We start from the raw sequence: 17,640 nt of genomic DNA on the forward strand, positions 1-17,640 counted from the left end.
GGGCCGAATCGATCTTCGTATCTTCACCGAACCTCAGCAGGGCGCCAGTTACGACACCCTGCTCACCGTGGCCAAGGCCACCGAGGACCTGGGCTACGACGCCTTCTTCCGCTCTGACCACTACCTCGCCATGGGCGATGCGGACGGGCTGCCCGGGCCGACCGACGCCTGGATCACCCTGGCCGGTCTCGCCCGCGAGACCAGCCGCATCCGCCTCGGCACCCTGGTCACCGCCGCCACCTTCCGGCCGCCCGGCGTGCTGGCCATCGAGGTCGCACAGGTTGACGCCATGTCCGGTGGCCGCGTCGACTTCGGTTTCGGCGCAGGCTGGTTCGAGGCCGAGCACACCGCCTACGGCATTCCGTTCCCCGCCGACAAGTTCGCGCGATTCGAGGAGCAGCTGGCCGTCATCACCGGCCTGTGGGCCACCCCGGCCGGAGAAACCTTCTCCTACACCGGCGAGCACTACACGCTCACCGATTCACCCGCACTCCCCAAGCCCGCACAGGCCAAGATCCCGGTGGTCATCGGCGGTATGGGCGCGAAGCGCACGCCGCGACTGGCCGCACAGTACGCCGACGAATTCAATGTGCCGTTCCAGTCGCCCGAGACCTGCGCCGAGCAGTTCGACCGGGTTCGCCGGGCCGCCAAGGCCATCGGCCGCGATCCGGAGCAGCTGACCTTCTCCAATGCGCTGGTGGCCTGTGTCGGCGCCACCGATGCCGAGGTGGCACGGCGCGCGGCGGCCATCGGCCGGGAGGTGGACGAGCTGAAGGCCAATGGTCTGGCCGGCAGTCCGGACGAGGTGGTCGCGAAGATCGCCCGCTACGCCGAGGTCGCCGGAACCACGCGGGTCTACCTGCAGATGCTCGATCTGCGGGATCTGGATCACCTGGCGCTCATCGCCGACCGCGTCATGAGCCAGCTGGGGTAGTTCGCACCCTGCTGCGGGTCATGGCCCCGGACTACGCTCGATGTTTTCGGGACAGCACGTACAGTAAAGGTCAGGTAAAGTCCGACTAGTCCGATCCGTGCCACTTGGGAACTTGCCGGCGGCACGGGTCGTTGATTCGCTAGAACGAGGCCACGACCACCGTGGGCCGCGACTCCAGAAAGGGAAGCGCCTTGCGCACCACCTCCAACCCGGTTTTCCGGAACCTGACGCCCCAGCAGAACGGCGGCTATGCCGGCTTCGGCTCGGCGCCCGCTGGAGCCGGACAGCCCAATCCCCAGTACGGTCAGCAGCCCCCGCAGTACCCGCCCTACGGGTACCAGCAGCCCAATCAGCCCGCGGTGCCGCTCACCCGGCCCATGACCATCGATGACGTCGTCACCAAGACCGGCATCACGCTGGGTGTGGTGACCGTCGGCGCGATCATCTCCTACGCGCTGACCGCGTCCAACCACTCGCTGGCCGCACCGTTCGTGATCGTCGGCGGCCTGGTCGGCTTCGTGCTCGCCATGATCGCGAGTTTCGGTCGTAAGCAGAACAATCCGGCGCTGGTGCTCAGCTACGCGGCCTTCGAGGGTCTGTTCCTCGGCGCGCTGTCGTTCATGTTCACCAATGTCTCGTTCGGCGGTGTCGGCGGCTCCGGGCTGATCGCGCAGGCTGTACTCGGCACCTTCGGCGTGTTCTTCGGCATGCTGGTCGTCTACAAGACCGGCGCCATTCGCGTCACCCCGCGCTTCACCCGCATGATCGTCGCCGCCATGATCGGCATCCTGGTGCTGATGGTCGGCAATATCATCGCCTCCTTCATCACTCCGGGCGGTTTGGGCCTGCGTGACGGCGGCACCATGTCGATCATCTTCAGCCTGGTGGTCATCGCCGTCGCCGCGTTCAGCTTCCTGCTGGACTTCGACGCGGCCGATCAGCTCATCCGCGCCAACGCACCGGCGCAGGCGGCCTGGGGCGTGGCATTCGGCCTGACCGTCACTCTGGTCTGGCTGTACATCGAGATCCTGCGCCTGCTCAGTTACTTCCAGCGCGACTGACCCGCCTCCCCGGAATTTTCGCGCACGGCTGAGAGCCGTTGGCAGTTCCGGGCGCGTGGTGCGGTTGGGTGGGGAAACCATTCTGGGGGTGCCCCGGGAGTTACCCCGAACTAGCGAAATACCGTGTACGGTCCCCCACTTCCAGTGGGGGACCGTTTTCGTGGGCTCTCGAAGAGATCGTCCTCAGCCCTGTGGCGCCGCGCCCTGCAATACATCCGTCGCGATATGGTCCGTCCCGCAGTCCTGCGCGAGAACCGCAATGCTGGAACAGTTTCCGGTCCGCAACGGCAGGATCGCCTGATATGCCGGGGACTGGTGCCAGTCCTGAACCGCCTGGTAGTCAGGGAATTCGATGACAATGGCCACTGCGCTCGCGGGCCCCTCGATCACCTGCTGCACCCGCCGTGGACGAGAAACTTCCCCCCGAACGGCGCCAGCGTCGAGTCGATCCGCTCGAGATACTCCACAATCTCCGCATTGAGATCCACGTCGTAAAGCTGCGCAATGGCGTAACCGGGCATCAGGGCTCCTTCGATACTGCGTACTACCTTGGCGCCCACAATGTTTCCCGCTCCCGCGAGCGAAGTCGATTACCTGTCGGGTAATACGAAGAACGGCCCCCACACTGGAAGTGGGGACCGTTCACGGTATTTCGTACGGGTCGGGGTAACTCCTGGGGCACCCCCAGAGTCGTTCCCGCACCTAACCGCAGGCACGCGTCCGGAACTGTCGACGGCTCTCAGCCGTGCGTAAAAGTTCCGGGGAGGCGGCTACAGCCGCTCGATGATCATTGCCATGCCCTGGCCGCCGCCCACACACATGGTCTCCAGACCGAACTGCTTGTCCTGGGTCTGGAGGTTGTTGATCAGGGTGGCGGTGATGCGGGCGCCGGTCATGCCGAACGGGTGGCCGAGGGCGAGGGCGCCACCGGAGATGTTCAGCTTGTCGTGGTCCATGTTCAGCTCGCGGGCGGAGCCGAGGACCTGCACGGCGAAGGCCTCGTTGATCTCGTAGAGGTCGAGGTCGCCGATGGTCATACCGGCGTAGCCGAGGGCCTTGCGGACCGCCTCGATCGGGCCGAGGCCCATGATCTCGGGGGACAGGCCGGAGACGCCGGTGGAGACGATGCGGGCCAGCGGGGTCAGGCCCAGCGCCTTGGCCTTGGTGTCGCTCATGATGACCAGCGCGGCGGCGCCGTCATTGAGCGGGCAGGCATTACCGGCGGTGACGGTGCCGTCGGGGCGGAAGACCGGCTTGAGCGAGGAGATCTTCTCGTAGGTGGTGCCGGCGCGCGGGCCGTCGTCGGTGGTGACGATGGTGCCGTCCGGCAGGGTCACCGGGGTGATCTCGCGCTCGAAGAAGCCGGACTTGATGGCCTCTTCCGCACGGTTCTGCGAACGCACGGCCCAGTGGTCCTGGTCCTCACGGGAGATGCCGGTGTAGGTGGCGACATTCTCCGCGGTCTGGCCCATGGCGATGTAGACGTCCGGCAGGATGTCGTTCTCGCGCGGGTCGATCCAGGTGGCGTTGGACTCCGCGGTGGCCTTGGTGCGGGCCTCGGCCTCGGCGAAGGTGATGTTGTGGGTGTCGGGCCAGCCGTCGGCGGTGCCCTTCGGGAAGCGCGAAACCGTCTCGACGCCGGCCGAAATGAACACATCGCCCTCGCCCGCCTTGATGGCGTGCAGCGCCATCCGGGTGGTCTGCAGCGAGGAGGAGCAGTAGCGGTTGAGGGTGACGCCGGGCAGGTAGTCGTAGCCCAGCTGTACGGCCACGGCGCGAGCCATATTGAAGCCGGACTCACCGGCGGGCTGACCGCAGCCCAGCATCAGATCATCGATATCACTGGCGGCCAGGGCGGGCACCTTGTCGAGCGCGGCCTGCACCATCTGAGCCGCGAGGTCGTCCGGTCGCATGCCCACGAGCGAACCCTTGCCTGCGCGGCCGATGGGCGAGCGGGCGTACGAAACGATAACGGCCTCAGCCATGAGGACTCCTTTAAGTGCGGGGGTGAACCACTTCGAATCTACGACGGGTGTGTCCTGCATCAAACATCCGGTATGCCCGTATCCCAGTCATTGAACTGTGGAATATCCCTCACTCGCGGGCGCTCTCGTGGCCCGCTGCCTCGCGGCAGCGGGCCACGACCAGGGGCGGGGCCTATCGCGGGACGTCGAAGGCGCCGGTCTGAGGGATGTTGGCCATGTCGGTGTAGGAGGTCACCACGATGTGCCCCGGCCCGGTGTCCTGGAACAGCGCGTACTGCACGCTGCCGTAGATGCCCGCGGTCACGACCACTCGATATTCGCCTGTCGCACCGGTGTTCATATTGCGCCAGGCGACGGTGGTCAGGTTCTCGCACAGGGGAGCGAAGCTCCACTCGCCCGGACCGAATCCGACGATCGGCTGGGCCCGCACATTGATGATGGCGCGGCCCGGCCAATCCGGGCTGGTGTCCGCCCACACCCGGATGCTGCCGCCGCACAGTCCGTCTCGGAACATGGTCGGCACCTGCGGAAATTCCACGGTCTGGGCCTGGGCCGGCGGGGCGGAAACGATCATGGTGACGCCCGCGAGGGATCCGAACATCAGGGCTGCGCGCACATAGGTCGGGCTCCTCATGCGCCGATGGTAATTTCCCGCGACGGTGAGATCGCCTACGTGCGCGAAAGCCCCGATCTCCTTTCTGCAACGATGAGGGGTATGCGCATCGCTGACTCCGTCGTGGATCTGATCGGAAACACCCCACTCGTTCGGTTGAACTCCGTGGTGGGTCCGAACTCCGGACTGGTGGCGGCGAAGGTCGAGTACCTGAACCCCGGCGGCAGTTCCAAGGACCGCATCGCGGTCAAGATGATCGACGCCGCCGAAGAGGCCGGGCTGCTGAAGCCGGGCGGCACCATCGTCGAACCGACCTCCGGCAATACGGGTGTCGGCCTCGCCCTCGTCGCCCAGCAGCGCGGCTACCACTGCGTCTTCGTCTGCCCGGACAAGGTCAGCGAGGACAAGCGGAATGTGCTGCGCGCCTACGGCGCCGAGGTCGTGGTCTGCCCGACCGCGGTCGCACCGGAGGATCCGGACAGCTACTACAACGTCTCCGATCGCCTGGTGCGCGAGATCGACGGCGCCTGGAAGCCGAATCAGTACTCCAATCCGGGCGGTCCGGAATCGCACTACGAGACCACCGGTCCGGAGATCTGGCGCGATACCGACGGTAAGGTCACGCACTTCGTGGCGGGCGTCGGCACCGGCGGCACCATCACCGGCACCGGTCGCTACCTGAAGGAGATCTCGGGCGGCAAGGTCCAGGTCATCGGCGCCGATCCGGAGGGTTCGGTGTACTCCGGCGGCACCGGCCGCCCGTACCTGGTCGAGGGTGTCGGCGAGGACTTCTGGCCCAGCGCCTACGACCCGGCCATCCCGGACGAGATCATCGCCGTCTCCGACGCGGACTCCTTCGAGATGACCCGCCGCCTGGCGCGCGAGGAGGGCCTGCTGGTCGGCGGCTCCTGCGGTATGGCCGTGGTGGCGGCGCTCAAGGTCGCCGAGCGCGATCCCGATGCGGTTGTCGTCGTACTGCTCCCGGACGGTGGCCGCGGCTACCTGTCCAAGATCTTCAACGATCAGTGGATGAGCTCCTACGGCTTCCTGCGTTCGCGCCTGGACGGTTCTACCGCCGAGGTGCACGTCGGAGATGTGCTGCGCGGCAAGACCGGTGAGCTGCCGGATCTGGTCCACACGCACCCGCAGGAAACGCTGCGCGATGCCATCGAGATCCTGCGCGAGTACGGCGTCTCGCAGATGCCGGTGGTCGGCGCCGAGCCGCCCGTCATGGCCGGCGAGGTCGCGGGCAGTGTGACCGAGCGCGATCTGCTGTCGGCGGTCTTCGAGGGCCGGGCCAAGCTCACCGATTCGGTGGCGCAGCATATGAGCCCGGCGTTCCCGCTGATCGGCTCCGGCGAGCCGGTGTCGGCGGCGACCAAGCTGCTCGAGTCCACCGATGCGCTCATGGTGGTCGACGACGGTAAGCCGGTCGGCGTCATCACCCGCCACGATCTGCTCGGCTTCCTCAGCGACGGCGCACTCTGACCCCGCTGACCCGCCTCCCCGGACCTTCAGCGCACGGCTAGGGGGCCGTGTGCTGTTGTGTACGCGTGCCGGCGGTTGGGTGCCGAGACGATTTTGGGGGTAGCCGGGGAGTTACCCCGAATTTGCGAGATCAGTTCCGCCTCCGAACCTTTGGCACACAGGTGGGAGCCGCGTTGGTCCCATTCGCGTGCTGGCGGTCAGGTGCTACACCAGTTTTGGGGGTACCCGGGGAGTTACCTCGAACTTGCGAAATCTGGAGTCGCCTATTCGGAGGTCGTGAGCGGGTGGCGGTCGTGCGGATTACTCGCGTGTGATTTGTGGCGCGGCTCTTGATTATTCGGTTCTGCATTGGAAATCACAAAGCTCGGCCTAGGGGATAGCTGCACCGTTACTGTCTGTTTACTGTCGCCGGGCAGGGTTGGTGAGTATGAACCCGAGACAGTTGCTGACCTGGGTAGCGTTGTCGGCCGCTGTGCTGGGCGGTGCGACGCTGCTGGATCGCCTGGGGTTTCCGGCTCCGCAGATGATTCTCGCGATCGTGGTGGGCGCGGTGCTGGCCATGAGCAATCGGCTGCCGCGGCCGCTGCCGCGCCAGGTGAGTATCGGCGTGCAGGCCATGCTGGGCGTGCTGATGGGCAGTTATCTGCAGGTATCGCTGCTGACCTCGATCGGCCTCGATCTGCTGCCCGTGCTGGCGGTCACGGCGGCCACCATTCTGGTCAGCGTCGCGGTGGCTCTGGTCTTCGCGCGGGTCGCCAAGGTGGATGTGCCGACCGCGACGCTGGGCATGCTGGCCGGTGGTTCCGCCGCCGTCGTCTCCGCTGCCGATGAGCTCGATGCCGATCCGCGCCGCGTGGCTTTCATGCAGTATCTGCGCGTTGCGCTGGTGGCGCTGAGCGCGCCCGCGGTAGCGGCGCTGCTCGACGATGAAGAGGGAATCGCCTACAGCCCAGCGACTCTCGGCGGTTCGGTGACGGATCCCTCACTGCCGTACTGGATGATCGTCGGCCGCGGTGATCAGGTTGCCGGTATCTCGACGGCAATCATGTTGTGCCTCATAGGAATTTGGGTCGGCCGTCGTATCGGACTGCCGAATGCGGCGCTGCTCGGCCCCATGCTGCTGACCGCGGTGCTCACCGCCGCGGGTGTCAGTCACGGTTATGCGCCCACGCATCTGTTCAAGGATCTGCTGTTCGTACTCATCGGGTTCGAGGTCGGCACCCGCTTCACCAGGCAGGTGGTGCGGGAGATGGCGCGCATGATTCCGGCCATGACCGTCGCGGTGCTCGCGCTGTCGGGTCTGGTGGCGGTCATGGCGCTGGGATTGGCGCACTTCGTCGATCTGGAGCTGTCGGATCTGTATCTCGCGACCACGCCCGGCGGAATCAATGCGGTGCTCGCGACGGCCGACAAAATGAATGCGAATCTGCCGCTCATCACCAGTGTGCAGACCATTCGGCTACTGCTTGTGATGTTCACACTCCCCCTGCTCATGCGTGCTTTACGGCGATTCGGCGCACCCCGATCTGCCGTTACGCGAGTTGTCCAGTGATGCGAGTGTGATTGGCGCCCTGGCATTGCTGAATGATCGCCTGGCTATCGCGAAACGCCGACAAATGGCCTGAAACGGGTATATCGCAAAAGTTGGGCTAAATTGTTCTGTGATCTGAAACACTTAATGGTTTCAATTGGATCACCAGGTCAGTGCTTGTATTGATGCAGGTCTAAGGATCTCCAAGCGAGCCGGTTCACCTTCTGTTCATGTTTGATTCATGCTGTGTTAAACGAGCGCAATCAAGCTGTGACCTTGTTGGAAACAGACCACAAGTCTGGTTGGTGCGAGGAGATGTCGACACAGATGCGGAACGCGAACACGACAGCGGTGTGATGAGGCACCGCGGCCCGAAGCGGCCGACGCGATCTCCGCAGACCTCCTGAAGCACTGAATTTCCCTGGCCCGTAACGGGTCTCACAACAGAAACCAGAAACAGCCCCAGTGCAACGCCGGACGTCGAGAGACGTCCCGTAGTCGAGCGCTGCCTTTTTCAGGCCTGCGAGCCCCAGAAACCGAACAGGAATCTACATCCATCATGCCTATGAATACCCTGACTGCTCTGCGTTGCCCTGCTAGACGTAGCAAGGTGGTTGCTGCCGCCCGTACGGTCGGCACCGCCGCTCTTGCGCTCGGAGTCTTCGGCTCCATCATCACCGCCGCGGGCACTGCCTCCGGTGATGTGCACCCGGTCGCGCTGAAGGAGACGCTGGCGGCTGCGACAGTGCCGGCTGCTCCGGCCGCTGCGGCCCTTCCCGCGGCCCCGGCCAAGGTGGCTCCGGTCGCGGCTCCGGCTCCGGCCCCCATGCCGGCGCCTGCTCCGGTTGCGCCGCCCGCGCCGCCCGCACCGGCCTACGCGAACAACCTGGACGGCTGGATCCGGCAGGCGCTGGACATCATGTCCGCCCACGGCATCCCCGGCAGCTATGAGGGCATCCTGCGCAATGTGCTGCGTGAGTCCAGTGGCAACCCGCAGGCGATCAACCTGTACGACTCCAATGCGGCCATGGGCATCCCGTCCAAGGGCCTGCTGCAGGTCATCGATCCCACCTTCAACGCGTACCACGTGAGCGGCACCTCGACCGACGTGTGGGATCCGGTCGCCAATATCGTGGCCGCCTGCAACTACGCCGCCGCCCGCTACGGCTCGATGGACAACGTCAACAGCGCGTACTGAGCCGGTCCGATCCCTCAGAACCCTCCCGGAGCAGTTGCCCGGGAGGGTTCCGGCTGTCCGGCCATCACCCGGCAAATCCCAGGCACCTGATTTGGCAACTATTTCGCAAACCGGCGAATCCGGTGATCAACTCCGGGTATAACCGCCAATGGAGTAGTTCCGGCACCCGGCCGGAGCAGCCGGAGCAGATAGCGAAGGGACGGGGTACATGAACACCTCGATATTGGCTATCGATATCCAACAGGGCCTCTCGGACGCGTGGAGCTCGGTCGCCACGTTCGTGCCGAAGTTCGCGGGCTTCCTGGCCATTCTCATCATCGGCTGGATCGTGGCGAAGATCGTCGCCCGGCTGGTGACCCGGATTCTGAATCAGATCGGCTTCGACCGGCTCGCCGAGCGCGGCGGCATCAAGGACATGCTGTCCCGCAGCAGCTACGACGCCACCGGCATCATCGCCAAGCTGGCGTATTACGCGGTATTACTGGTCACGCTGCAGCTGGGTTTCGGTGTGTTCGGGCCGAATCCGATCAGCACCATGCTCGACGGGATTGTCGGCTGGCTGCCCAGGCTGGCGGTCGCCATCATCATCGTCTGTATTGCGGGCGCGATCGCCAATGTGGTGAAGGACATGATCGCGAATATGCTCAGCGGCCTGTCCTACGGTCGCATGATGGGCCGCATCGCGGCCGTATTCATTTGGGGCGTAGGCATTGTCGCGGCGCTCAACCAGATCGGGGTGGCTACCTCGGTCACCATGCCCATTCTCATCACGGTGCTCGCGGTCATCGGCGGTGTGCTGGTGGTCGGCGTCGGCGGTGGTCTGATCCGGCCCATGCAGCAGCGCTGGGAGGGGTGGCTGGAAACCGTCGAAGGCGAGATGCCCGAGGTGCGGGGCCATGCCGAGGCGTTCCAGCGTGGGCGTGAGGATGCCGCGCGGCAGCGGCAGTCGGCGCAGTCGGGCCAGCAGATGCCGGTCGGGAAGTGGGCCGAGCAACCCGTTGGCTCTCCGGCTGGCTACGGCGGGCAGGGCGCCTCGGCGCAGATGCCGGGACAGGGCGGTATGGATCAGCGTGGGCAGATGCCCGGACAGGGCGGTATGCCGGATCAGCGTGGACAGATGCCGGGACAGGGCGGACAGTCTGATCGAGGCAATCGGCCGGGAACGCGCTGACACGTACGGAATATCCGAAAAGTCCCGCGTACTCGAGTACGCGGGACTTTCGCTGTCTGCTGTTGTGCGCTCAGGCGGCGCGGGCGAGTGAGCAGACCGCGGCCAGGCGCAGGTGCACCCAGTCGGCCTGCTGCCATTCCGCGGGGGTGGTGGGCGCTTCCAGGTCGATCCCGGGCAGGTCTTCGAGCAGTCCGCGCGCGTAGCCGGCCAGCAGTACGCTCACCGGCACCATGCTCGAATTCCGTACGCCTACTTCGAGAATGTCGCGCACGGAGGCGGCGTGCTGATCCACCACCGCGGCCACGCCGGGAAACTCCTGTGCGGCGCTGAGGGCCGGGGCTCCGTGCGTGCGCTGCAGGCGGTTCAAAGTCTTACGCGCCGAGACGACGAGCAATGCGGAGCCGGGCAAAAACACCTGGTCATGCTAGCAATCGCCCGGCATCCGCGTGAGTGGCTGTGAGATATAGCGCACTCGACCTCTAGTTCAGCGGAAGGCTTTGGCTCCGGTGAGCGCCTCGCCGAGGACCAGCTGATGCACCTCGGCCGTGCCCTCGTAGGTGAGTACCGATTCGAGATTGTTGGCGTGCCGCAGCACCGGGTACTCCAGCGTGATCCCGTTGGCGCCCAGGATGGTCCGGCATTCGCGCGCGATGGCTATGGCCTCGCGGGTGCTGTTGAGTTTGCCCGCGCTGATCTGTTCGGCGCGAATCTCGTTGCGGTCCTTGAGTCGGCCGAGGTGCAGCGCCAGCAGCTGGCCCTTGCCGAGCTCCAACGCCATATCAGCGAGCTTGGCCTGGGTCAGCTGATAGCCGGCGAGCGGCTTGTCGAAAACCTCGCGGGTGCGGGTGTAATCGATAGTGGCGGAAAGACAGTCGCGTGCCGCGCCGAGCGCGCCGAAGACAATGCCGAACCGCGCCTCGGACAGGCAGCCCAGCGGTGCGGCCAGGCCGCGCGCCTCCGGCAGTATGGCGTCGGCGGGCAGGCGGACGCCGTCCAGCGACAGTTCCGCGGTGACGGAGGCTCGCAGCGACAGCTTGCGGTGCATTTCGCGCGCACTGAAACCCGGTGTGTCCGTGGGGACTACGAAGCCGCGAATGGCATCGCGCTCACCCTCCCGCGACTGCGCCCAGATGATCGCGGCATCGGCGACGGAACCGTTGGTGATCCACATCTTGGACCCGTCGAGAATCCAGTCGTCGCCGTCCCGTCGCGCCCGGGTGCGCATGCCGCCGGGATTGGAACCGAAATCCGGTTCGGTGAGCCCGAAGCAGCCCAGCAGCTGTCCGGCGGCCATGCCCGGCAGCCACTGCTGCTTCTGCTGTTCCGACCCGTACTTGTGGATGGCCGTCATGGCCAGTGATCCCTGCACCGAAACCATGCTCCGCACACCGGAATCCACCGCTTCGAGCTCCATGCAGGCCAGTCCGTAGGCGGTCGCGGAGGTGCCCGCGCACCCGTATCCCTCCAGGTGCATGCCGAGCAGCCCCAGCTTGCCGAGCTCCGGCGCCAGCTCGCGCGCCGGGAAGGTGCCCGTCTCGAACCAATCGGCGATATGCGGCCGCAGCCGCTCCGCGGCGAAGGCGCGCACGGTATCGCGGATCGCACGCTCCTCATCATTGAGCAGGGAGTCGATGGCGAACAGCTCGTCTACGGTGACCATGCGCCCCAGCCTAGGACGGCGCACCTGTCCCGGACGAGACCCGGGCCGCTCCAGGCGTGCCCGGAAGCAGGGGTGAATTCGCAGCGACTTAGGCTTACGGCCATGAGCGATCAGCTGGGTTTCTCCACACGGGCCGTGCACGCCGGGTTCGACCCGGACCCTCAGACCGGTGCGGTGAACGTGCCGATCTATGCGAGTTCGACTTTCGCCCAGGACGGTGTCGGCGGCATGCGCGGCGGTTACGAGTACGCGCGCACCGGTAATCCGACCCGGACGGCGCTGGAAGCCAATCTCGCGGCCCTCGAATCCGGCACCTACGGCCGGGCCTTCTCCTCGGGTATGGCGGCGACGGACTGTGCGCTGCGCGCCAATCTGCGCCCCGGCGATCACCTGGTCATTCCGAACGATGCCTACGGCGGCACCTTCCGGCTCATCGACAAGGTGTTCACGCAGTGGGGCATCGAGTACTCGGTGGCCGATGTGACCGATCCGGATGCGGTGGCCGCGGCCATGCGCCCGAACACCAAGCTGGTGTGGATCGAGACCCCGACCAACCCGCTGCTGAATATCGGCGATATCTCCGCACTGGCTCATGTCGCGCACGCCGGTGGCGCGAAGCTGGTGGTGGACAACACCTTCGCTTCCCCGTACCTGCAGCAGCCGCTGCTGCTCGGCGCGGATATCGTGCTGCATTCGACCACCAAGTACGTGGGCGGGCATTCGGATGTGGTCGGCGGTGCGCTCATTACCGATGATCAGGAAATGGACGCCAAGTTCGCGTTCCTGCAGAACGGCGCCGGCGCGGTCCCCGGCCCGATGGACGCCTTCCTCACCCTGCGCGGCATCAAGACGCTCGCGCTGCGCATGGACCGGCATTGCGACAATGCCGAGACCCTCGCCGAATTCCTGTCCAACCACCCGAAGATCGCCCAGGTCATCTACCCCGGCCTGCCCGAGCACCCGGGTCACACCGTTGCGCAGAAGCAGATGCGCCGCTTCGGCGGCATGATCTCGGTCCGCGTGCACGGTGGCAAGGATGCCGCCCTCGATTTCTGCTCCCGCACCAAGATCTTCACCCTGGCCGAATCCCTCGGCGGCGTGGAATCGCTCATCGAGCACCCCGGCGCCATGACCCACGCCTCCACCGAGGGCTCCGCCCTCGAGGTCCCCGCCGACCTCGTCCGCCTCTCGGTAGGCATCGAAGACATCAGCGATCTCCTGGCGGACATCGAGGAAGCTCTGGCCTGAACCGCGGGGGCCATGTAGTAAAAACGAAGCGCCGCACCGGAATCCGGTGCGGCGCTTCGCTTGTTTTATGGAGCGTGACAACTGATTTCGTACGTTCGGGGTAACTCCGCGGGTACCCCCAAAATCGGTGTCCCTCTCGACCGCTACCACGCGTTCCCAACCGGCGACGGCTCTCAGCCGTGCGCTGAAGGTTCGGGGAGGCGGGTTAGCTGTGGTAGGGCTCTGCTGTCACCAGCGTGACCTTCATGGTCTTGCCGTTGGGCAAGGTGTACTCGCGGGTATCGCCGACCTTGGCGTTGATGAGGGAGCCGCCCAGCGGGGAGGCGGGCGAGTAGGTCTCCAGACCGTCCTGGCTCAGACCCTCTTCGCGGGTGGCGATCAGGAACGTTTCGGTATCGCTCTCGTCGCCGTTGTAATAGACCTTGACGACGGAACCCGGCAGCGCCACACCGGACTTGGTCGGCGCCACGCCCACCTTGGCATTGTTGAGGAGTTCCTGCAGCTGGCGAATGCGCGCCTCCTGCTGGCCCTGCTCCTCACGAGCCGCGTGGTACCCGCCGTTCTCCTTGAGGTCACCCTCTTCACGGCGCTCGTTGATTTCGGCCGCGATGACGGGACGGTTGGCAATGAGCACGCCGAGTTCGCTCGTGAGCCTCTCGTGCGACTCCGGGGTCAGCCAGGTCACGTTCGTCTCAGTCATCTCGATCACTCCCTAGTAGTTGTCCCCGGCGCAAGCCGGGATTCCCTGAAAAATCCGTCGCCGCTACCCACCGGTGGGTGGGCATGACAACAGCGGACAGCCAGAGCCATCCTGGGGGAGGTTCCCGACAGCGCCGGCCGTCAATGCAGCAAACACGGCTCCGAACCCCGGAACCGTGTGTTGCGTTATTTTAGCACGATTCGCAAAGATGCAGGTAGAGGCATCAAAGCGGGTTGCGTTCCGGACTTTTCACCCGACGCGGAGATATGCCGGCACCTGGTCGCTGCAGCCGTACACATTGCCTGCGCCGGCGCGGGCCGTCGTCTTGATGGTAGTCGTGAGCCGGACGGTGCCACTGCCGGAGGGCGGGATGAGCACCTCGCGGCGGCCGACCTCATCGCTGTCGGCGGACATGGCGCGGACGAAACAAACGACCGCTTTGCCCGGATCCTTGCGGGTCAGCTTGAAATCCACGTCGACCGTGTGATCATCGACGACCGTGTATCCGATGCGATCGGGCTCGATGTCTTTCGGTCCGTATTGCTTGTAGCCGACGTACGCGATGCCGAGTCCGGCCAGCACGACCACCGCGCCCAGAACGAGAGGCAGCCACCGGGGTGTCTTGCGATGGGGTGACCCATACCGGTCGGCCGGTCTTTCGCTCATGCCCGCCCCTCGCTGCGCTCGGCTCGGGCATGCGCGCTGCGCGCTGTATCCATGATTCGCTCGCTGCGCTCGCTCATGACGGGACGCTCCCGGGGGGTAGGTCGGAACAAACGTTGGTCGGATGGAACTATAGGGAATAGAGATCGGACACCCCTGCCTGGACCTGGCGGAGAGCGATGAGGTGAAACAGTGATCGGTGAGGTGAACGAGAAGTGAGTGGTCTTCGCCTCATGGCGGTACACGCACACCCCGACGACGAATCCAGCAAGGGTGCGGCAACCACCGCCCGCTACGCGGCCGAGGGCAATGAGGTGCTCGTTGTCACCCTGACCGGTGGCGAACGCGGCGACATTCTCAACCCCGCCATGGATACGCCCGGCATCAAAGACAATATCGCCGAGGTGCGCCGCCAGGAAATGGCCGCGGCCGCCGCGGCGCTCGGTGTCCGGCAGCTCTGGCTCGGTTTCGTGGATTCCGGTCTGCCGGAAGGGGATCCGCTGCCGCCGCTGCCCGAGGGCTGCTTCGCGCTGGTGCCGCTCGAGGAGGCCACCGAGGCGCTGGTGCGCGTGGTGCGCGAATTCAAGCCGCATGTCATCACCACCTACGACGAGCAGGGTGGCTACCCGCACCCGGATCACATCATGTGCCACAAGGTTTCCGTCGAGGCCTACGAGGCGGCCGGGGATCCGGAGCGGTTCCCGGATGCGGGCGAACCGTGGACACCGCTGAAGCTGTACTACGACCACGGTTTCACCCTCGCCCGCATGGAGGTGTTCGCCGACGAGTACGAGCGCATGGGCGAACCGTTCCCCATGCAGGAGTGGATGGACCGCATGCGCGGCTATGCCGCCGCCCGCGGCGACATCATGAGCCGCGTGACCACCCAGGTGGATTGCGGCAAGTACTTCCCGCAGCGTGACGAAGCGCTGCGCGCGCACGCCACCCAGATAGACCCCAACGGCGCCTTCTTCGCGATTCCGACCGAGCTGCAGCAGAAGCTGTGGCCCACAGAGGAATTCGAACTGGCGAAGACCCGGGTGCGCACCGCCATCCCGGAGACCGACCTGTTCGCCGGGATCGACGACGCCGACACCGAAGACGACGCCGAGGATGACAACCGATGATGCTCGCCCTGCTCGCCCAGGCCCAGAACAACACGCCCACCGGGCCGGAGTTCGGCAAGGCGTCACCACTGGGCCTGGTCATCGTGCTGGTGCTGCTGGCCGGCACCGTGCTGCTCGTGCGCAGCATGAACAAGCACCTGAAGAACCTGCCCGCCTCCTTCTCTCCGGAGCATCCGGAGCCGGATCAGCAGGCCGACGAGGGCACCGAGCCCGGAGTTGTGAAGCCGGAGAGCGAAACCGCGAAGCCGGAGTCGGCCTCCAGCTGAGGTAGTGCGCGCGGCTCGGAACAAACCTGCCCGGACCGAGGTTTCGGACGGCATGCCCAGTCGCGAAATGCAGGATGTCATCGAGCAGTTCCGGCTGCGCCGGGCGAACCGCCCCGCGCAGCCGCCGTCGTTGGATCAGGTCCGGGCGAATTTCCTGCCCGCGGGTAAGTCGTACCAGCTGCCCGAAGACGCTGCGGTGAGCGAGGTTTCGGCCGGCGGGGTACCGGCGTACTGGGTCGACACGCCGGAGGCGGATCCGAACCGGGTGCTGCTGTTCGTGCACGGTGGCGGTTTCTCGCTCGGCTCGCTGCGCAGCCATGGTGAACTCGTGGCGCGAGTGGGACGGGCCGCGGGATTGCGGGTGCTGTTCCCGGAGTACCGGCTCGCGCCCGAATATCCGTATCCGGCCGCTCTCGACGATGTGCGGGCGGTCTGGAAGTGGCTGCGCGAGGAGCAGGGTATTGCGGCGGATTCCATTGTGCTGGCGGGTGATTCGGCGGGCGGGACGCTGGCCGCCGCGCTGCTCATCGCACTGCGCGACACGGGTGAGCAGCTGCCGGTGGCCGTCGCCCTGCTTTCACCGGTGCTCGATATGACCGTCTCCGGTGATTCCGTCACCGAAAACGACGGTGTGGACGTGATTTTCACCCCGGATATGCTGCGCGGCGCGTTCGCCGCCTATGTGGGAGCGGCCGATCCGCGCGCCCCGCTGGTCTCACCGCTGTTCGGCAAGCTCGACGGCCTGCCGCCACTGCTGATTCAGGCCAGTTCGGCCGAGCTGTTGCTCAGTGACGCAGAGCGTTTCGCGGACGCGGCGGTCGCGGCGGGTGTCGAGGTGACGCTGCAGGTCCGCGCCGGGCTGCCGCACGTCTATCCGATCGTGGGTGATGCCCCGGAGGCGCGGGCGGCCACCGATGACATCGGCGCGTTCTTCCGGCAGCGGCTGGGCTGACAATCTATGGCAGCGTGAACCGATTACAGCGTGGCCGCGTAGCCGGTGATGAGCGCTTCGACGGCGAAATCGAAGCGGGCGCCGTCATCCGTGCCCTGCGCGGTGCGGGCGGCCTGCACCAGCAGCGGGAATTCCGCAGGGTCGAGTTCCGCGTACTCGCCCGAACCGGGCGCCTCGGCGGCATTGACCGGTGAGATATCGACCTCCGCGGTCGCGTGCGCGATGACGAACAGTGTGAGCGCGTTCAGTGCGCTCAGCGCGCGGCCGACGGGAAACCCTGCCCTGACCCTGGCTGATCGCGAAGGCGTCGCCGGTCTGTCCATGCGCAAACTCGGCGCGGAACTGGGCGTCGAGGCCATGACGCTCTACCACTATCTGCCGAAGATCCGCTGGAGGGTGATGCCTCCGGGGCTGATCGCCAGTTGGGAGGTGGTCGCCTCGACCTTGACCTCGAATATCTGCCGGCCGCCGAACTGGGTCTCGATCAGATTGCCGACGAGATCGGGTCGGTGATGGGGAGTCGGCCGTCTGCCACGCGGCACCGGAAGGTCAGGCGCGTCCGGTTCGGATCTGTTCGCCGCAGGGACTGGTGGCACAGCTGTCCTCTTCCCGTTCGGCGTGAGCCGGCCCGGTGTTCATCTTGTGTTCACTGTTCGGCTGTGGGACAGTCGATCTCACCGCGCTGCTGGTACCGCGGTGTCGATCGGAAAACTCGCGAGGGGCTGACTATGGCGGGGAAGCTGAACGCGCATCCGGAGTTCGTGCAGGATGCGGCGGCCATTGCCGGGGAGATTCGCGCTCGCTTGCAGGGCATGGCCGATGCTGCCCGGGCCGCGGTGGCGCCGGGGCAGACCGCCTGGGGCGATGACGATTTCGGGCGCAAGTTCGCCGACGGCGCCAAGGGATTTGTCACCGGGAGCGCGAATATGGCTGCGGGGACCGAGAATCTGTCGGACTCCTTCGGCAATTTGACCAGCGGGCTGCAGACCTCCGCGCAGCGGCTCACGGCCATGGAGCACGGTAACCGCGACGGCTTCGCGTAA

21 protein-coding genes are annotated in these 17,640 nt (G+C 65.9%); 12 read left to right on the forward strand and 9 right to left on the reverse strand.

Annotated elements, in window-relative coordinates; translation table 11 throughout:
• The first annotated feature begins 7 nt into the window (after positions 1 to 7).
• Positions 8 to 934: an LLM class F420-dependent oxidoreductase gene (locus OG716_RS36345; RefSeq protein ID WP_405140163.1), complete on the forward strand. Its 927-nt coding sequence runs from the start codon at positions 8 to 10 to the stop codon at positions 932 to 934.
• A 191-nt stretch (positions 935 to 1,125) separates the two neighbouring features.
• Positions 1,126 to 1,995, forward strand: a complete 870-nt coding sequence (locus tag OG716_RS36350; protein WP_355119353.1) for a Bax inhibitor-1/YccA family protein — start codon at positions 1,126 to 1,128, stop codon at positions 1,993 to 1,995.
• A 183-nt stretch (positions 1,996 to 2,178) separates the two neighbouring features.
• On the opposite strand, the gene OG716_RS36355 is transcribed toward OG716_RS36350, so the two are convergent.
• The 4 genes from OG716_RS36355 to OG716_RS36370 form a co-directional block, all read right to left on the reverse strand.
• Positions 2,179 to 2,385, reverse strand: coding sequence for a DUF1330 domain-containing protein (locus OG716_RS36355; protein ID WP_405134805.1), 207 nt, complete (start codon positions 2,383 to 2,385; stop codon positions 2,179 to 2,181).
• Positions 2,382 to 2,516 (reverse strand): DUF1330 domain-containing protein, encoded by a 135-nt coding sequence (locus OG716_RS36360; RefSeq protein WP_405134806.1) that lies wholly within the window; start codon positions 2,514 to 2,516, stop codon positions 2,382 to 2,384. Before OG716_RS36360 ends, OG716_RS36355 begins: the two co-directional genes overlap by 4 nt.
• A gap of 249 nt (positions 2,517 to 2,765) precedes the next feature.
• Positions 2,766 to 3,980, reverse strand: a complete 1,215-nt coding sequence (locus OG716_RS36365) for an acetyl-CoA C-acetyltransferase (RefSeq protein WP_405134807.1) — start codon at positions 3,978 to 3,980, stop codon at positions 2,766 to 2,768.
• A 172-nt stretch (positions 3,981 to 4,152) separates the two neighbouring features.
• Positions 4,153 to 4,614: a hypothetical protein gene (locus tag OG716_RS36370; RefSeq protein ID WP_405134808.1), complete on the reverse strand. Its 462-nt coding sequence runs from the start codon at positions 4,612 to 4,614 to the stop codon at positions 4,153 to 4,155.
• An 81-nt stretch (positions 4,615 to 4,695) separates the two neighbouring features.
• On the opposite strand from OG716_RS36370, the gene OG716_RS36375 reads away from it, so the two are divergent.
• The 4 genes from OG716_RS36375 to OG716_RS36390 all read left to right on the forward strand — a co-directional run bounded on the left by OG716_RS36375 (position 4,696) and on the right by OG716_RS36390 (position 9,981).
• Complete coding sequence (locus OG716_RS36375) at positions 4,696 to 6,081, forward strand: cystathionine beta-synthase (RefSeq protein WP_355119347.1); 1,386 nt, start codon at positions 4,696 to 4,698, stop codon at positions 6,079 to 6,081.
• Between the two features lie 427 nt (positions 6,082 to 6,508).
• Positions 6,509 to 7,633, forward strand: a complete 1,125-nt coding sequence (locus OG716_RS36380) for an AbrB family transcriptional regulator (protein ID WP_405134809.1) — start codon at positions 6,509 to 6,511, stop codon at positions 7,631 to 7,633.
• Between the two features lie 589 nt (positions 7,634 to 8,222).
• A complete protein-coding gene (locus tag OG716_RS36385; RefSeq protein ID WP_355119343.1) occupies positions 8,223 to 8,810 on the forward strand; it encodes a transglycosylase SLT domain-containing protein in 588 nt (195 codons plus the stop codon).
• Positions 8,811 to 9,018: 208 nt separating this feature from the next.
• On the forward strand, positions 9,019 to 9,981 hold the full coding sequence (locus tag OG716_RS36390) for a mechanosensitive ion channel family protein (RefSeq protein WP_405134810.1): 963 nt from the start codon (positions 9,019 to 9,021) through the stop codon (positions 9,979 to 9,981).
• Positions 9,982 to 10,051: 70 nt separating this feature from the next.
• Here OG716_RS36390 and OG716_RS36395 read toward each other — a convergent pair whose 3' ends face one another.
• Positions 10,052 to 10,396: a DUF6401 family natural product biosynthesis protein gene (locus tag OG716_RS36395; RefSeq protein WP_355119339.1), complete on the reverse strand. Its 345-nt coding sequence runs from the start codon at positions 10,394 to 10,396 to the stop codon at positions 10,052 to 10,054.
• 69 nt (positions 10,397 to 10,465) lie between these two features.
• On the reverse strand, positions 10,466 to 11,641 hold the full coding sequence (locus tag OG716_RS36400) for an acyl-CoA dehydrogenase family protein (protein ID WP_405134811.1): 1,176 nt from the start codon (positions 11,639 to 11,641) through the stop codon (positions 10,466 to 10,468).
• 102 nt (positions 11,642 to 11,743) lie between these two features.
• On the opposite strand from OG716_RS36400, the gene OG716_RS36405 reads away from it, so the two are divergent.
• On the forward strand, positions 11,744 to 12,889 hold the full coding sequence (locus tag OG716_RS36405) for a cystathionine gamma-synthase (protein WP_405134812.1): 1,146 nt from the start codon (positions 11,744 to 11,746) through the stop codon (positions 12,887 to 12,889).
• A gap of 205 nt (positions 12,890 to 13,094) precedes the next feature.
• Here OG716_RS36405 and greA read toward each other — a convergent pair whose 3' ends face one another.
• Positions 13,095 to 13,589, reverse strand: coding sequence for a transcription elongation factor GreA (gene greA, locus OG716_RS36410; protein WP_327142046.1), 495 nt, complete (start codon positions 13,587 to 13,589; stop codon positions 13,095 to 13,097).
• A 249-nt stretch (positions 13,590 to 13,838) separates the two neighbouring features.
• The gene (locus tag OG716_RS36415) at positions 13,839 to 14,255 is read right to left on the reverse strand and encodes a DUF4307 domain-containing protein (RefSeq protein ID WP_405134813.1); all 417 of its coding nucleotides are present in this window, start codon (positions 14,253 to 14,255) and stop codon (positions 13,839 to 13,841) included.
• A gap of 230 nt (positions 14,256 to 14,485) precedes the next feature.
• Between OG716_RS36415 and mca the strand changes: the two genes are divergently transcribed.
• The 3 genes from mca to OG716_RS36430 are packed head-to-tail and all read left to right on the forward strand — an operon-like array spanning position 14,486 to position 16,597.
• A complete protein-coding gene (mca, locus tag OG716_RS36420; protein ID WP_405140165.1) occupies positions 14,486 to 15,379 on the forward strand; it encodes a mycothiol conjugate amidase Mca in 894 nt (297 codons plus the stop codon).
• Complete coding sequence (locus tag OG716_RS36425) at positions 15,379 to 15,645, forward strand: hypothetical protein (protein ID WP_327146721.1); 267 nt, start codon at positions 15,379 to 15,381, stop codon at positions 15,643 to 15,645. Before mca ends, OG716_RS36425 begins: the two co-directional genes overlap by 1 nt.
• Before the next feature lie 52 nt (positions 15,646 to 15,697).
• Positions 15,698 to 16,597, forward strand: a complete 900-nt coding sequence (locus tag OG716_RS36430) for an alpha/beta hydrolase (RefSeq protein WP_405134814.1) — start codon at positions 15,698 to 15,700, stop codon at positions 16,595 to 16,597.
• A gap of 23 nt (positions 16,598 to 16,620) precedes the next feature.
• Here OG716_RS36430 and OG716_RS36435 read toward each other — a convergent pair whose 3' ends face one another.
• The gene (locus OG716_RS36435; RefSeq protein WP_405134815.1) at positions 16,621 to 16,920 is read right to left on the reverse strand and encodes a TetR/AcrR family transcriptional regulator C-terminal domain-containing protein; all 300 of its coding nucleotides are present in this window, start codon (positions 16,918 to 16,920) and stop codon (positions 16,621 to 16,623) included.
• Between OG716_RS36435 and OG716_RS36440 the strand changes: the two genes are divergently transcribed.
• Together OG716_RS36440 and OG716_RS36445 are read left to right on the forward strand one after the other, a co-directional pair.
• Positions 16,919 to 17,110, forward strand: a complete 192-nt coding sequence (locus tag OG716_RS36440; protein ID WP_405134816.1) for a hypothetical protein — start codon at positions 16,919 to 16,921, stop codon at positions 17,108 to 17,110. The genes OG716_RS36435 and OG716_RS36440 overlap by 2 nt on opposite strands.
• Positions 17,111 to 17,325: 215 nt before the next feature.
• Positions 17,326 to 17,640 carry a hypothetical protein gene (locus OG716_RS36445; RefSeq protein ID WP_405134817.1) on the forward strand — a complete coding sequence of 105 codons (315 nt, stop codon included), beginning with the start codon at positions 17,326 to 17,328 and terminating at the stop codon, positions 17,638 to 17,640.

Origin of the sequence: Nocardia sp. NBC_01388 (assembly GCF_045040085.1) — a bacterium.
Taxonomy (GTDB): Bacteria; Actinomycetota; Actinomycetes; order Mycobacteriales; family Mycobacteriaceae; genus Nocardia.